Below are 14,564 nucleotides of genomic sequence, written 5' to 3' on the forward strand. Positions count from 1 at the left end.
TGGACAAAACACGCATTACCCGCAAAAAAAATAATTAGTGGGAGTACTTCTATATGCAAGCGACCAAGCCGACCCATGTCCGCTATTTGATCCTGCTCATGCTGTTCCTGGTGACTACGATCAATTACGCCGACCGGGCCACCATCGCGATAGCGGGTTCCAGCCTGCAAAAAGACCTCGGCATCGACGCGGTCACCCTCGGTTACATCTTCTCTGCATTCGGTTGGGCCTACGTGGCCGGGCAAATTCCCGGCGGCTGGCTGCTCGATCGGTTCGGCTCGAAAAAAGTCTATGCCCTGAGCATCTTCACCTGGTCACTGTTCACCGTGCTGCAAGGCTACGTCGGTGAGTTCGGTATCTCCACGGCGGTCGTGGCGCTGTTTATGCTGCGCTTTATGGTCGGCCTGGCCGAAGCGCCGTCCTTCCCGGGCAATGCACGGATTGTGGCCGCCTGGTTCCCCACCGCCGAACGTGGTACGGCCTCGGCGATTTTCAACTCGGCGCAGTACTTCGCCACGGTGCTGTTCGCGCCGCTGATGGGCTGGATCGTCTACAGCTTCGGCTGGCAGCACGTGTTTATCGTGATGGGCGTGATCGGCGTTGTTTTCTCACTGGTCTGGCTGAAAGTTATCCACAGCCCGCGCCAGCACCCGATGATCAACGAAGCCGAGTTCAATCACATCGCGGCCAATGGTGCGTTGGTCGATATGGATCAGGACAAGGGCAAGGGTAAGAAAACCGACGGTCCGAAGTGGGATTACATCCGTCAGTTGCTGACTAACCGCATGATGCTCGGCGTGTACCTGGGCCAGTACTGCATCAACGGCATCACGTACTTCTTCCTGACCTGGTTCCCGGTGTATCTGGTGCAGGACCGTGGCATGACCATTCTCAAGGCCGGTTTCGTTGCCTCATTGCCGGCGATCTGCGGGTTTATCGGCGGTGTATTGGGCGGGGTGATCTCCGACTACCTGCTGCGCAAAGGCCATTCCCTGACCTTCGCCCGCAAGGCGCCGATTATTGGCGGCCTGCTGATCTCCAGCAGCATCGTGGCCTGCAACTACGTGGATATCGAGTGGATGGTGGTGGGCTTCATGGCCTTGGCCTTCTTCGGCAAGGGTGTTGGCGCACTGGGCTGGGCGGTGGTGTCTGACACGTCGCCGAAACAAATCGCTGGCCTCAGTGGCGGCCTGTTCAACACCTTCGGTAACCTGGCGTCGATCACCACGCCGATTGTCATCGGCTACATCATCAGTACCACTGGTTCGTTCAAATGGGCCCTGGTGTTTGTCGGCGCGAATGCGCTGGTGGCGGTGTTCAGTTACCTGGTGATTGTCGGCCCGATCAAACGCGTGGTGCTCAAAGAGCCGCCAAGCCAAGGGCCCGAGTTGACCCACCTTACCCAAGCGCATTCCTGAAGGGGCCGAGTGATGCAGTTGATTGAACATGCCGACTCGCCGCGCTCGATTCGTTTGCACGAGCGCGACAACGTGGTGATCGTGGTCAATGACCAGGGTGTACCGGCCGGGACCGAATTCCCGGACGGCCTGGTGACCGTGGATTTCATTCCACAAAGCCACAAAGTGACCCTCGAAGATATCCCCGTAGGCGGCCGGATTATTCGCTACGGCCAAACCATCGGCTACGCCTTGGCGCCGATCCCACGCGGCAGTTGGGTGCAGGAAGATCAACTGCGCATGCCCACCGCGCCGCCGTTGGACAGCTTGCCGCTGTCTACCGAGGTGCCTGAGGCCCAGGCACCGCTGGAAGGGTTTACCTTCGAGGGCTATCGCAATGCCGACGGTACGGTCGGCACGCGCAATATCCTCGGCATCACCACCACGGTGCAGTGCGTCACCGGTGTGCTGGACCATGCGGTCAAGCGCATCAAGGACGAATTGCTGCCCAAGTACCCGCATGTCGATGACGTGGTGGCGCTGACCCACAGCTACGGTTGTGGGGTGGCGATCACTGCGACGGATGCGTATATCCCGATCCGCACCGTGCGCAACCTGGCGCGCAACCCGAACCTGGGCGGCGAAGCCCTGGTGATCAGCCTGGGCTGCGAGAAATTGCAGGCCGGGCAGGTGATGCACGATAACGACAGCTCCGTCGACCTGAGCGAGCCGTGGCTGTATCGGCTGCAGGATTCCAGCCACGGGTTTGGCGAGATGATCGAGCAGATCATGGCGCTGGCCGAGGCGCGCCTGAAGAAACTCGACCAGCGCCGCCGGGAAACCGTGCCGGCGTCCGAGCTGATCCTGGGCATGCAGTGCGGCGGCAGTGATGCGTTTTCCGGCATCACCGCCAACCCGGCGCTGGGTTTCGCCTCGGACTTGTTGCTGCGGGCGGGGGCGACGGTGATGTTTTCCGAAGTCACTGAGGTGCGTGATGCCATCTACCTGCTGACTGCTCGCGCACAGACCAGGGACGTGGCCGAAGCATTGGTCAGAGAGATGGACTGGTACGACCGTTATCTGGCCAAGGGCGAGGCGGATCGCAGTGCCAACACGACGCCGGGGAACAAGAAGGGCGGGTTGTCGAATATTGTCGAGAAGTCCCTGGGCTCCATCGTCAAGTCTGGCAGCAGCGCGATCAATGGGGTGCTCGGCCCGGGTGAGCGCTTCAAGGGCAAAGGCCTGATCTTTTGCGCCACGCCCGCCAGCGACTTCGTGTGCGGCACCTTGCAACTGGCGGCGGGGATGAACCTGCATGTGTTCACCACCGGGCGCGGCACGCCTTACGGGCTGGCGATGGCGCCGGTGGTGAAGGTCTCGACCCGCACGGAGCTGGCGCAGCGCTGGCCGGACCTGATCGATATCGACGCCGGGCGCATAGCCACCGGGCGCGCGACCATCGAGGAGTTGGGGTGGGAGTTGTTCCACTTCTACCTGGATGTGGCCAGCGGCAGGAAGCAGACGTGGGCGGAGCAGCACAAGCTGTATAACGACATTACGTTGTTCAACCCGGCGCCGATTACTTGAGACCGAGTCGCCTTCATCGGGGGCAAGTCGAACCGTCGCACCGCCCCTCCCACACTGAGTCTGCGTCAGACATATAATGGATGAACACCGCAGACCCTATGTGGGAGGGGCGGTGCGACGGTTCGACTTGCCCCCGATAGCGGTCTATCAGGCGCCGCTGGGCCGTATGGCTTATCATTAGCCCCCTAACGACGCTCACCAAGGTTCTCCCCGGCATGCTGGCTATCTTCCTCTCCACCCTCACCATCACCGCGCCGGTGTTTGCCATGTTGTTCCTCGGCGTGTTGCTCAAGCGCATCAACTGGATCAACGACAACTTCATCCACACCGCGTCGTCGCTGGTGTTCAACGTCACCATGCCGGCGCTGCTGTTTCTCGGCATCCTGCATGCCGACCTGCATTCGGCGCTCAAGCCAGGTTTGCTGATCTACTTCGCCGTCGCCACGCTGTTGAGTTTTGCCCTGGCCTGGGGCTGGGCGATTTTCCGCTGCAAGCGTGAAGACCGGGGCATCTACACCCAGGGCGCTTTTCGCGGTAACAACGGGGTGATCGGCCTGGCGCTGGCGGCCAGTATGTACGGTGATTACGGCATCTCCCTCGGCGCGATCCTCGCGGCGTTGGTGATCCTGTTCTACAACACGCTGTCGACCATTGTGCTGGCGGTGTACAGCCCGGTGATCAAATCCGACCCGTGGAGCATCTGCAAAAGTGTCCTGGCCAACCCGCTGATCATCAGCGTGATCGCGGCCGCGCCGTTCGCCTATTTCCAGATCGGCTTGCCGGGCTGGCTGGAAAAATCCGCGCAGTACCTGGCCGACATGACTTTACCGTTGGCGCTGATCTGCATCGGCGGCACCTTGTCGCTGGCGGCGTTGCGCAAGAGCGGCAACATGGCGTTGAGTGCGAGCTTGATGAAGATGATCTGGCTGCCGCTGGTCGCCACTCTGGGGGCGTGGTTGCTGGGGTTTCGTGGGCCGGAACTGGGGATTCTGTTCCTGTACTTCGGCGCACCGACCGCAGCCGCGAGCTTTGTGATGGCCAGGGCGGCCGAGGGCAATCATGAGCTGGCGGCGGCGATTATCGTGATCACCACCTTGATGGCGGCGGTGACCACGAATATCGGGATCTTCGTGTTGCAGGCGGGTGGCTGGATCTGAATCTTGTGATCGCTATCTGAGCGTCACGGCTTGTCTGCCTGATACGCCTCAATCACTTCCTGCGCCGCCCGAAACGCTTCGATCGCCGCCGGCACACCGGCATACACCGCGCAATGCAGCAGCGCCTCGCGGATTTCCTCCACCGTGCAGCCGTTGTTCAGCGCGCCGCGCACATGGCCTTTGAGTTCCTGCGGGCACTTGAGCGCGGTGAGGGCGGCGAGGGTGATCAGGCTGCGTGTCTTCAGCGGCAAGCCGTCGCGGTTCCACACGCTGCCCCAGGCATGTTCGTTGACGAAGTCCTGCAGCGGCTGGGTGAATTCGGTCGCGTTGCCCAAGGCGCGGTCGACGAACGCATCGCCCATCACCTGACGACGCATTTCTACCCCTGGCTTTTTCGGATCGGTCATTGCGATTCCCTCTTGTGTTGGCGGCGCCAGGCTCGCAGCGTGCTGAACAACAGGAAAGCCACCAGCACTGGCAGGACGTAATACAGCATCAGTTGTTCGAGTTTGTTGGCCAACGGCATGCCGGTGGTGAATGCCATCACATGTAGCCCATACGCCAGGTACAGCCCCAGCAGCACCAGGCCTTCGGCACGGGTCACGCGGTAGCCGGAATAAAACACCGGCAGGCACAGCACCACCACGCCGAGCATCACCGGCAGGTCGAAATCCAGGGCATTGGGCGACACCGACAGCGGCGAGGGCGCGAGCAGTGCGGTCAGCCCCAGTACGCCCAGCAGGTTGAACAGGTTGCTGCCGATCACGTTACCCACGGCGATTTCCCGCTGGCCGCGCAGGGCTGCGATCAGCGAGGTGGCCAGGCACGGCAGCGAAGTGCCGACGCCGATCAGCGTCAAGCCGATGATGCGCTCCGACAGGCCCAGATCGCCCGCCACATCCACCGCCGCACCCAGCAACAAATGCCCGGCCAGCACCAGCACCAGCAATCCGCCGAACATCAGCAATACGCTGCTCAGCCAGGGCGCCTTGGCCACGGTGTCCAGCGTGCGCGGGCGACGTGAATGGCGGGTCTGGTAGTGCAGCACGCCGAGGTAGGCCAGCAAGGCCACCAGCAGCAGCGAACCGTCGACCGGCGTCAGTTCTTCATTGGCCGCCAGGGTAAATACCAGCAGGCCGGCGAGGATCATCACCGGGATATCCAGGCGCACCAGTTGCCTCGAGACCCGCAGCGGAACGATCAGCGCCGACAGGCCCAGGGTGACGAGGATGTTGAAAATGCTGCTGCCGATCACGCTGCCCACCGCAATGTCGGTGTTGCCGGCCAGGGTGGCTTGCAGGCTGACCGTCATCTGCGGCGCACTGCTGCCGAAGGCGACGATCGTCAGGCCAATGATCAACGGCCTGACCTTAAGGCTGGCAGCCAGGCGCACCGCGGCGCGCACCAGGATTTCGGCACCGACGATCAGCAACACCAGGCCGCTGATCAATTCGATCAGGCTCCAGGGCGAGAGGGCGGTTAATCCGTAAATGGCCAGGGCTCCGTCTTCAATTGCTCAGGGCTTGCACGCGCACCCACGCGGTGCCGCTGCCCAGCATGCCCAGTTGCGTGGCGGCCTGGCGTGACAGATCGATCAGCCGCCCACGGGTGTGCGGGCCGCGATCATTGATGCGCACCACCACCGATTTGTCGGTATCGAGATTGGTCACCTTGACCTGCGTGCCAAAAGGCAGGCGCCGATGGGCGGCGGTCAGGGCGTTCTGGTTGAAGGGTTCACCGCTGGCAGTTTTTTTGCCATGGTGCTTGGCGCCGTAATAGGAGGCGGTGCCGGTTTCGTCGTAGCCGTTGGGGTTGATGAGGCCGCTGGCGCAACCGGCCAGTAAAGAGAACAGGGCTAAAAGGCCAAGTAAGCGCTTCATTATCAAGGTGCCCTCATCACAAATGTGGGAGGGGGCTTGCCCCCGATAGCGGAGTGTCAGTCACTACTGTTTTGACTGAATCACCGCTATCGGGGGCAAGCCCCCTCCCACAGGAGGTCCGAGTCGAGCATGAAGTCTCACTCGGACCGTTCACCGCTATCAGCCTTCGAGCTTGCTTTTCAGCAGTTCGTTCACCTGTTGCGGGTTGGCCTTGCCCTTGGAGGCTTTCATGGCCTGGCCGACAAAGAAGCCGAACATCTTGCCGCGCTTGGCTTCGTCTGCCGCGCGGTATTGTTCGACCTGTTCCGCGTTGGCCGCGAGCATGTCATCGAGCACGGCGGAGATGGCGCCGCTGTCGGTGACTTGCTTGAGGCCACGCTTGTCGATGATCTCATCGGCATTGCCTTCACCGCTGGCCATGGCTTCGAACACGGTCTTGGCAATTTTGCCGGAGATGGTGTTGTCCTTGATCCGCAGCAACATGCCGCCCAGTTGCTCGGCCGAGACTGGCGCTTCGTCGATTTCCAGGCCCTGTTTGTTCAACAGGCTGCCCAGCTCCACCATCACCCAGTTGGCCGCCAGCTTGGCGTCCCCGGCGATGCTCACGACTTTTTCGAAGTAGTCGGCTTGCTCACGGCTCGAAGCCAGGACGCTGGCGTCATAGACCGACAGGCCGAACTGCGCCTGGAAGCGCTCGCGTTTCTGCGGCGGCAACTCCGGCAGGGTGGCGCGGACGTCATCGAGGAACGAATCCTCGATGACCACCGGCAACAGGTCCGGGTCGGGGAAGTAACGGTAGTCGTTGGCTTCCTCTTTGCTGCGCATGGCGCGGGTTTCGTCTTTGTTCGGATCGTACAGGCGGGTTTGCTGGATCACCTTGCCGCCGTCTTCGATCAGTTCGATCTGGCGACGCACTTCGGTGTTGATCGCCTTCTCGATGAAACGGAACGAGTTGACGTTCTTGATCTCGCAGCGGGTGCCGTACTCGACCTGGCCCTTTGGCCGGACCGACACGTTGCAGTCGCAGCGCAGCGAGCCTTCGGCCATGTTGCCATCGCAAATGCCCAGGTAGCGCACCAGCGCGTGGATCGTCTTGACGTAGGCCACGGCTTCCTTGGCGTTGCGCATGTCGGGCTCGGACACGATCTCCAGCAACGGCGTGCCGGCGCGGTTCAGGTCGATGCCGGTGGCACCGTTGAACTCTTCATGCAGGCTCTTGCCGGCGTCCTCTTCCAGGTGCGCGCGGGTCACGCCGACACGCTTGATGGTGCCGTCTTCGAGCGGGATGTCCAGGTAGCCCTTGCCGACAATCGGCAATTCCATCTGGCTGATCTGGTAGCCCTTGGGCAGGTCCGGGTAGAAGTAGTTCTTGCGTGCGAACACGTTGTGCTGGCCGATCTCGGCGTCAATCGCCAGGCCGAACATCACCGCCATGCGCACCGCTTCCTGGTTCAGCACCGGCAACACACCGGGCATGCCCAGGTCTACCAGGCTCGCCTGGGTGTTGGGTTCTGCGCCGAACGTGGTGGCACTACCGGAGAAAATCTTCGATTGGGTGGCGAGCTGGGTATGAATCTCCAGCCCGATCACAACTTCCCATTGCATAGTGTTCTCCTCAGAAGCCGGTAGGGGTGCGAGTGTGCCAGTCAGTGTTCAACTGGTACTGGTGCGCCACATTGAGCAGGCGGCCTTCCTGGAAATACGGGGCAAGCAATTGCACGCCGACCGGCAGGCCATCGACGAAACCGGCAGGCATGGACAAGCCCGGCAAGCCCGCGAGGTTGGCGGTGATGGTGTACAGGTCTTCCAGGTACTCGGCGATCGGGTCGCCGGTCTTGGCGCCGATCTTCCAGGCCGGGTTCGGCGTGGTCGGGCCGAGGATCACGTCGACTTCTTCAAAGGCTGCCATGAAGTCGTTTTTGATCAGGCGACGGATTTTTTGCGCCTTGAGGTAGTACGCGTCGTAGTAACCGGCCGACAGGGCGTAGGCACCGACCATGATCCGGCGCTGCACTTCGGCACCGAAGCCTTCGCCACGGGAGCGTTTGTACAGGTCGGTGAGGTCTTTCGGGTTTTCGCAGCGATAACCGAAACGCACGCCGTCGAACCGCGACAGGTTGGAGGACGCTTCGGCCGGGGCGATCACGTAGTACGCCGGAATCGCGTGCTGGTTGTTCGGCAGGCTGATGGGCTTGATCACGGCGCCGAGCTTTTCCAGCTCCTTGACGCTGTTGTGGACCAATTCGGCGATGCGCGGGTCGAGGCCGGCGCTGAAATACTCTTTTGGCACGCCGATGCGCAGGCCTTTGATCGAGGTGTTGAGGCTGGCGCTGTAGTCCGGTACCGGCTCATCGATGCAGGTGGAGTCCTTTGCGTCGAAGCCTGCCATACCTTGTAACAATATTGCGCAGTCTTCGGCGGTGCGTGCCAGTGTGCCGCCCTGATCGAGGCTGGAGGCATAGGCGATCATGCCCCAGCGAGACACGCGACCGTAGGTCGGCTTCAGCCCGGTGAGGTTGGTGAACGCGGCGGGCTGGCGGATCGAGCCGCCGGTGTCGGTGGCCGTGGCGGCCGGCAGGAAGCGCGCGGCAACCGCCGCCGCCGAACCGCCGGATGAACCGCCTGGCACGCAGTCCAGGTTCCACGGGTTTTTCACCGCGCCGTAGTAGCTCGACTCGTTGGCCGAGCCCATGGCGAATTCGTCCATGTTGGTCTTGCCCAGGGTCACGGCCCCGGCGGCGGCCAGCTTGGACACCACGGTGGCGTCGTAGGGCGCCTTGAAGTTGTCGAGCATCTTCGAGCCGCAACTGGTGCGAATGCCCTGGGTGCAGAACAAGTCCTTGTGGGCGATCGGTGCGCCCAGCAGCGCGCCGTTCTCACCGTTGGCGCGACGTGCGTCGGCGGCCTTGGCCTGGCTCAAGGCCAGCTCCTCGGTGAGGCTGATGAAGCTGTTGACCTTGGGGTCGAGCGCGCCGATACGCGCCAGCAAGGTCTTGGTCAGCTCTTCGGATGAAAACTTTTTGTCGGCGAGACCGCGGGCGATCTCGGCCAGAGTCATGTGATGCATGAAAGGCTCTTTCCCTTTAGTCGATGACTTTCGGAACCAGATACAGGCCGTTTTCGACCGCTGGCGCGATGGACTGGTAGGCCTCGCGATGATTGACTTCGGTCACGACGTCTGCGCGCAGGCGCTGGTTGGCTTCCAGCGGGTGAGCCAGGGGCTCGATGCCGTCGGTATTCACGGCCTGCATTTGGTCAACCAGCCCGAGAATGCTGTTCAGGGCTGCGGTGGTCTGTGGAAGATCGGCATCATTCAGGCCAAGCGAGGCCAGATGTGCGATTTTTTCCACGTCGGAGCGTTCAAGCGCCATGGGATTCTCCAGTGGAAAACAGAACGGAGGGCGTCCGTGTGTTAGATTGTCGGAACACTACCGCATTTCTACGGTCATATGGCCGCGATTGTGGGGGTTGGTGCGTAGAAAGTCGGCCAATTTAGCACATTGGCGCCTTGCCCAAAATCCCTGTCGTTGTTAGAGTTTGCCGCACTTTTTTACCCACGCGTTGCCTAGGGTCCTTTCCCCATGTTCAAGAAACTGCGTGGCATGTTTTCCAGCGATCTTTCCATTGACCTGGGCACTGCCAACACCCTTATTTACGTGCGCGAGCGCGGTATCGTCCTGAATGAGCCATCGGTTGTGGCTATTCGGACCCATGGTAATCAGAAAAGTGTCGTTGCCGTTGGCACCGAGGCCAAGCGTATGCTTGGCCGAACACCAGGCAATATCGCTGCCATTCGTCCGATGAAAGACGGCGTGATCGCCGACTTCAGTGTCTGCGAGAAGATGCTGCAGTACTTCATCAACAAGGTTCACGAAAACAGCTTTCTGCAGCCCAGCCCTCGTGTGCTGATCTGCGTTCCGTGCAAGTCCACCCAGGTGGAGCGTCGTGCCATCCGTGAATCGGCGCTTGGTGCCGGTGCTCGTGAAGTGTTCCTGATCGAAGAGCCAATGGCTGCTGCGATCGGTGCCGGCCTGCCGGTTGAAGAAGCGCGCGGTTCGATGGTGGTGGATATCGGTGGTGGTACCACTGAAATCGCCCTGATTTCCCTGAACGGCGTGGTGTATGCCGAGTCCGTCCGTGTTGGTGGCGACCGCTTCGACGAAGCGATCATCACTTATGTGCGTCGCAACTACGGCAGCCTGATCGGCGAATCCACCGCCGAACGCATCAAGCAGGAAATCGGTACCGCTTATCCGGGCGGCGAAGTGCGCGAAGTCGATGTTCGCGGTCGCAACCTGGCCGAAGGCGTGCCGCGTGCCTTCACCCTGAACTCCAATGAAGTGCTGGAAGCTCTGCAAGAGTCCCTCGCCACCATCGTTCAGGCAGTGAAGAGTGCCCTGGAGCAATCGCCTCCGGAGCTGGCTTCCGATATCGCCGAGCGTGGCCTGGTACTGACCGGTGGTGGCGCCTTGCTGCGCGACCTCGACAAGTTGCTGGCCCAGGAAACCGGTCTGCCGGTGATCGTCGCCGAAGACCCGCTGACCTGCGTCGCCCGTGGCGGTGGCCGTGCACTGGAAATGATGGATAAACACACCATGGACCTGCTCTCCAGCGAATAAGTGGTTGCTGGTAAGCCCATGTTTCGCCCGCAGGCAGCACTTTGCAGTGCTGCCTGTTGGCGTTTATCTTCTTCAATCTGCATCCAGGCCGGTTAGATGCCGTATGAATAGAGAGAACATTTGCCTGGGAGGAGCGGCCTATTAAACCGCTTTTCGCCAAAGGCCCCTCATTGGGCGTGCGCTTATTGGTGCTGGTCGTGCTTTCGGTCGCGCTGATGGTGGTCGATGCCCGCTTTGCACTGCTCAAGCCCGTGCGTAGCCAAATGTCGCTGGTGTTGATGCAGACTTACTGGATCACCGACCTGCCGCAACGTCTCTACCAGGGCGTGGCCAGCCAATTCGGCAGCCGCACCGAGCTGGTCGCCGAGAACGAAAAACTCAAGACTGAAAACCTGCTGCTGCAGGGGCGCATGCAAAAGCTGGCGGCCCTCACCGAGCAGAACGTTCGGCTGCGCGAGTTGCTCAACTCCTCCGCGCTGGTCAACGAGAAGGTCGAAGTCGCCGAGTTGATCGGCATGGACCCCAACCCCTTTACCCATCGCATCATCATCAACAAGGGTGAGCGCGACGGTGTAGTCCTTGGCCAGCCGGTACTCGATGCCCGTGGCTTGATGGGGCAGGTGGTCGAGTTGATGCCCTACACCTCGCGCGTATTGCTGCTGACGGACACCACTCACAGCATTCCGGTGCAGGTCAACCGCAACGGCCTGCGCGCGATTGCCAGCGGTACGGGTAATCCGGAGCGTCTTGAGCTGCGTCATGTGGCCGACACGGCCGATATCAAGGAAGGCGACCTGCTGGTCAGTTCCGGCCTGGGCCAACGCTTCCCGGCGGGTTATCCGGTGGCGACGGTCAAGGAAGTGATCCACGACTCCGGCCAGCCCTTCGCTATTGTCCGCGCCGTGCCGACTGCCGCGCTGAACCGCAGCCGCTACCTGTTGCTGGTGTTCAGCGACAACCGCACCGCGGAAGAGCGCGCCAACGACGCCGCTCAGGCCCAGGAAGCGGAAGACAAGCGTAACGGCACCGTGCCGATCATCCCGGCGACCGTGCCAAAACCCGCGCCGGCTACACCGCCTGCAACTGCGCCGGCGCCGGCTGCGCCCGTGGCCACGCCAGCCAAGCCGGTCGCTCACAGCACTCGCCCGGTGAAACCAGCGGCGACTAAACCGCCGGCCGCCCAGCCTGCGACCACGCCGCCCGCTGCGAAGCCGCCGGCCGCCGCCCCGGCAACCACGCGGCAGAGGGAGGAATAATGGCCGGTACTCATTCGCACAATGGCTGGATCGTCTGGCTGACCTTTGCCCTCGGCTTGTTGCTCAGCGTATCGCCGCTGCCGCAGTTCATGGAAATCCTGCGCCCGCTCTGGCTGGCTTTGCTGCTGGCATTCTGGTCGCTGAACCTGCCGGATAAAGTGGGCATGGTCACGGCGATGTTTCTGGGCTTGGCGGAAGATGTGCTCTATGGCACCTTGCTGGGGCAGAACGCGTTGATCCTGACCCTGATCACTTTTCTGGTGCTCTCGTTGCAGCAGCGTCTGCGCATGTTCCCCATGTGGCAACAGTGCCTGGTGATCCTGGTGATCTTCGGCTTGGCGCAGTTGGTGCAGCTATGGCTCAGTGCCTTGACCGGTAACCGGCAGCCGACCTTGGCGCTGGTGTTGCCGGCCCTGGTCAGTGCGTTGCTGTGGCCGTGGGTCAGTTTCGGTCTGCGCGGGTTATGTCGTCGCTATAAAATCAATTGAATGGATTGCGAGGCTCTGCCTGGTTATCGAACCCCACAGGGAGAGTCTGCAATGAATTCGCTTTATCTGGCCTCGGGCTCCCCAAGGCGGCGTGAACTGCTGACCCAGATCGGTGTGCCCTTCACCGTGGTCAGCGCCGCGATTGATGAAACGCCTCTTACGGACGAATCTCCCGTTTCCTACGTCGAGCGCCTGGCGCGTGCCAAGGCGGCGGCGGGTTTTGCTGCCCTAGGGGAAACCTCGGGGGGCTGCGTGCTGGGCGCCGACACGGCGGTGATCGTTGATGGCCAGATCCTTGGCAAACCAGTGGATCTGGCCGACGGCCTGGCCATGTTGCTGGCTCTGGCAGGGCGTGAACATGAAGTGCTGACGGCCATTGCCCTCACGGACGGTCAGCGCTGTGTAACCCGATGTGTAAGCAGTCGGGTACTTTTTCGGGGGATTTCTGTCGAGGAGGCTACAACCTACTGGCACAGTGGAGAACCCCAGGACAAAGCCGGAGGCTATGCTATCCAAGGGCTAGGCTCGGTGTTCGTGGCCGGGCTCACTGGCAGTTATTCCGCCGTGGTAGGCCTGCCGGTGTGCGAAACCGCTCAGTTGCTTGGCCAATTCGGCATACCCTGTTGGCAAAACCTTACCGTGCGCTGAGCCTCGTACACAGCGCCCAGCCTTAAGCGACCGGTCACTATTGTGAAAACGCCTGAACGAGACCCAGCCATGAGTGAAGAGATTCTGATCAATATCACGCCGATGGAATCGCGCGTGGCGGTGGTAGAGAACGGTGTTCTGCAGGAAGTTCACGTCGAACGCACCCAGAAACGCGGGATCGTCGGCAACATCTATAAAGGCAAGGTCGTGCGCGTATTGCCGGGCATGCAGGCCGCCTTCGTCGACATCGGCCTGGACCGTGCCGCGTTTATCCATGCTTCGGAAATTTCCCTGCGTGAAGGCCCGGCGGTGGAAAGCATCAGCGCCCTGGTGCATGAAGGGCAGAGCCTGGTGGTGCAAGTCACCAAGGACCCCATCGGCTCCAAAGGTGCGCGGCTGACCACCCAACTGTCGATTCCTTCGCGCTACCTGGTGTACATGCCGCGCACCGCGCATGTCGGCATTTCGCTGAAGATTGAGGACGAAGCAGAGCGCGAGCGCCTGAAAAAAGTGGTCAGCGACTGCGTTGCCGCCGAGGGCATCAAGGAAGCGGGTGGGTTTATTCTACGCACCGCCGCTGAAGGCGCCGGTGCCGATGAAATCCTCATGGATATCCGCTATCTGCGGCGGTTGTGGGACCAGATCGGCGCACAGATCAAGACCGTCGGCGCCCCCAGTGTCATCTATGAAGACCTGGGCCTGGCCTTGCGTACCTTGCGTGACCTGGTCAGCCCCAAGATCGAGAAGATTCGCATCGACTCGCGGGAAACCTTCCAACGCACCACGCAGTTCGTTGCCGAGCTGATGCCGGAAATTGCTGACCGCCTGGAGCATTACCCAGGCGAGCGGCCGATCTTCGACCTGTACGGTGTCGAAGACGAAATTCAGAAGGCCCTCGAACGCAAGGTGCCGCTCAAGTCCGGTGGCTACCTGGTGGTGGATCCGGCCGAAGCCATGACCACCATCGACGTCAACACCGGTGCGTTCGTGGGGCATCGCAACCTTGAAGAGACCATCTTCAAGACCAACCTCGAAGCGGCCACTGCGATCGCCCGCCAATTGCGCCTGCGCAACCTGGGCGGGATCATCATCATCGACTTCATCGACATGGAAGATGAAGAACACCAGCGTCAGGTGCTGCGCACCCTCGAGAAACAACTGGAGCGTGATCACGCCAAGACCAACATCATCGGCATCACCGAGTTGGGCCTGGTGCAAATGACCCGCAAGCGCACCCGCGAAAGCCTGGAGCAAGTGCTGTGCGAGCCATGCAGCAGTTGCCAGGGACGCGGTAAATTGAAGACGCCTGAAACGGTTTGCTACGAGATTTTCCGGGAAATCCTACGAGAGGCGCGAGCCTACCAGGCTGAAGGTTATAGAGTGCTTGCCAACCAGAAAGTGGTCGACCGTCTGCTGGATGAAGAGTCCGGTAACGTGGCCGAACTGGAGGGGTTTATCGGTCGTACTATTCGGTTCCAGGTCGAAACCATGTATTCCCAGGAACAATACGACGTGGTGCTGCTCTGATCCTC

At 61.2% G+C, this 14,564-nt stretch carries 14 protein-coding genes; 8 read left to right on the plus strand and 6 right to left on the minus strand.

The features are described 5' to 3' along the window. The first annotated feature begins 53 nt into the window (after positions 1 to 53). From ACS5Q8_RS04365 to ACS5Q8_RS04375, 3 genes are all read left to right on the plus strand, one after another. Positions 54 to 1,418, plus strand: a complete 1,365-nt coding sequence (locus tag ACS5Q8_RS04365; protein WP_276196518.1) for an MFS transporter — start codon at positions 54 to 56, stop codon at positions 1,416 to 1,418. A 12-nt stretch (positions 1,419 to 1,430) separates the two neighbouring features. After that, positions 1,431 to 2,984 (plus strand): galactarate dehydratase, encoded by a 1,554-nt coding sequence (gene garD, locus ACS5Q8_RS04370; RefSeq protein ID WP_426100715.1) that lies wholly within the window; start codon positions 1,431 to 1,433, stop codon positions 2,982 to 2,984. Between the two features lie 215 nt (positions 2,985 to 3,199). Then, on the plus strand, positions 3,200 to 4,141 hold the full coding sequence (locus ACS5Q8_RS04375) for an AEC family transporter (RefSeq protein WP_247395481.1): 942 nt from the start codon (positions 3,200 to 3,202) through the stop codon (positions 4,139 to 4,141). Positions 4,142 to 4,164: 23 nt separating this feature from the next. Here the strand turns inward: ACS5Q8_RS04375 and ACS5Q8_RS04380 are convergent, their stop codons facing one another. The 6 genes from ACS5Q8_RS04380 to gatC form a co-directional block, all read right to left on the minus strand. Then, positions 4,165 to 4,548, minus strand: a complete 384-nt coding sequence (locus ACS5Q8_RS04380) for a carboxymuconolactone decarboxylase family protein (protein ID WP_276196520.1) — start codon at positions 4,546 to 4,548, stop codon at positions 4,165 to 4,167. After that, positions 4,545 to 5,591 (minus strand): calcium/sodium antiporter, encoded by a 1,047-nt coding sequence (locus ACS5Q8_RS04385; RefSeq protein WP_247395479.1) that lies wholly within the window; start codon positions 5,589 to 5,591, stop codon positions 4,545 to 4,547. Before ACS5Q8_RS04385 ends, ACS5Q8_RS04380 begins: the two co-directional genes overlap by 4 nt. Before the next feature lie 58 nt (positions 5,592 to 5,649). Further along, positions 5,650 to 6,021 (minus strand): septal ring lytic transglycosylase RlpA family protein, encoded by a 372-nt coding sequence (locus ACS5Q8_RS04390; protein WP_465159867.1) that lies wholly within the window; start codon positions 6,019 to 6,021, stop codon positions 5,650 to 5,652. A 159-nt stretch (positions 6,022 to 6,180) separates the two neighbouring features. Next, on the minus strand, positions 6,181 to 7,626 hold the full coding sequence (gene gatB, locus ACS5Q8_RS04395) for an Asp-tRNA(Asn)/Glu-tRNA(Gln) amidotransferase subunit GatB (protein ID WP_443700193.1): 1,446 nt from the start codon (positions 7,624 to 7,626) through the stop codon (positions 6,181 to 6,183). A 10-nt stretch (positions 7,627 to 7,636) separates the two neighbouring features. Then, a complete protein-coding gene (gene gatA, locus ACS5Q8_RS04400; protein ID WP_465159868.1) occupies positions 7,637 to 9,088 on the minus strand; it encodes an Asp-tRNA(Asn)/Glu-tRNA(Gln) amidotransferase subunit GatA in 1,452 nt (483 codons plus the stop codon). A 16-nt stretch (positions 9,089 to 9,104) separates the two neighbouring features. Then, positions 9,105 to 9,392 (minus strand): Asp-tRNA(Asn)/Glu-tRNA(Gln) amidotransferase subunit GatC, encoded by a 288-nt coding sequence (gatC, locus tag ACS5Q8_RS04405; RefSeq protein ID WP_247408111.1) that lies wholly within the window; start codon positions 9,390 to 9,392, stop codon positions 9,105 to 9,107. Positions 9,393 to 9,602: 210 nt separating this feature from the next. Between gatC and mreB the strand changes: the two genes are divergently transcribed. The 5 genes from mreB to rng all read left to right on the plus strand — a co-directional run bounded on the left by mreB (position 9,603) and on the right by rng (position 14,559). Further along, positions 9,603 to 10,640: a rod shape-determining protein MreB gene (gene mreB, locus ACS5Q8_RS04410; RefSeq protein WP_002555108.1), complete on the plus strand. Its 1,038-nt coding sequence runs from the start codon at positions 9,603 to 9,605 to the stop codon at positions 10,638 to 10,640. A gap of 140 nt (positions 10,641 to 10,780) precedes the next feature. Continuing rightward, positions 10,781 to 11,896 (plus strand): rod shape-determining protein MreC, encoded by a 1,116-nt coding sequence (mreC, locus tag ACS5Q8_RS04415; protein ID WP_276197898.1) that lies wholly within the window; start codon positions 10,781 to 10,783, stop codon positions 11,894 to 11,896. Beyond that, entirely contained in the window at positions 11,896 to 12,384 is a 489-nt protein-coding gene (mreD, locus tag ACS5Q8_RS04420; protein ID WP_276196524.1) for a rod shape-determining protein MreD, read from the plus strand. Before mreC ends, mreD begins: the two co-directional genes overlap by 1 nt. Before the next feature lie 51 nt (positions 12,385 to 12,435). Continuing rightward, the gene (locus ACS5Q8_RS04425) at positions 12,436 to 13,032 is read left to right on the plus strand and encodes a Maf family protein (RefSeq protein WP_276196525.1); all 597 of its coding nucleotides are present in this window, start codon (positions 12,436 to 12,438) and stop codon (positions 13,030 to 13,032) included. Between the two features lie 69 nt (positions 13,033 to 13,101). Next, on the plus strand, positions 13,102 to 14,559 hold the full coding sequence (gene rng / locus ACS5Q8_RS04430) for a ribonuclease G (RefSeq protein ID WP_010567681.1): 1,458 nt from the start codon (positions 13,102 to 13,104) through the stop codon (positions 14,557 to 14,559). Positions 14,560 to 14,564: the final 5 nt, after the last annotated feature.

The sequence above is a fragment of the Pseudomonas sp. PAMC25584 genome, assembly GCF_058135675.1.

Excerpts from the sequence above, each read along its gene's own strand:
- gatB (WP_443700193.1), bottom strand. The coding sequence starts at position 7,626 with ATGCAATGGGAAGTTGTGATCGGGCTGGAGATTCATACCCAGCTCGCC.
- ACS5Q8_RS04390 (WP_465159867.1), bottom strand. The coding sequence starts at position 6,021 with ATGAAGCGCTTACTTGGCCTTTTAGCCCTGTTCTCTTTACTGGCCGGT.
- ACS5Q8_RS04380 (WP_276196520.1), bottom strand. The coding sequence starts at position 4,548 with ATGACCGATCCGAAAAAGCCAGGGGTAGAAATGCGTCGTCAGGTGATG.
- rng (WP_010567681.1), top strand. The coding sequence starts at position 13,102 with ATGAGTGAAGAGATTCTGATCAATATCACGCCGATGGAATCGCGCGTG.
- ACS5Q8_RS04365 (WP_276196518.1), top strand. The coding sequence starts at position 54 with ATGCAAGCGACCAAGCCGACCCATGTCCGCTATTTGATCCTGCTCATG.
- ACS5Q8_RS04375 (WP_247395481.1), top strand. The coding sequence starts at position 3,200 with ATGCTGGCTATCTTCCTCTCCACCCTCACCATCACCGCGCCGGTGTTT.
- gatA (WP_465159868.1), bottom strand. The coding sequence starts at position 9,088 with ATGCATCACATGACTCTGGCCGAGATCGCCCGCGGTCTCGCCGACAAA.
- gatC (WP_247408111.1), bottom strand. The coding sequence starts at position 9,392 with ATGGCGCTTGAACGCTCCGACGTGGAAAAAATCGCACATCTGGCCTCG.
- ACS5Q8_RS04425 (WP_276196525.1), top strand. The coding sequence starts at position 12,436 with ATGAATTCGCTTTATCTGGCCTCGGGCTCCCCAAGGCGGCGTGAACTG.
- garD (WP_426100715.1), top strand. The coding sequence starts at position 1,431 with ATGCAGTTGATTGAACATGCCGACTCGCCGCGCTCGATTCGTTTGCAC.
- mreB (WP_002555108.1), top strand. The coding sequence starts at position 9,603 with ATGTTCAAGAAACTGCGTGGCATGTTTTCCAGCGATCTTTCCATTGAC.
- mreD (WP_276196524.1), top strand. The coding sequence starts at position 11,896 with ATGGCCGGTACTCATTCGCACAATGGCTGGATCGTCTGGCTGACCTTT.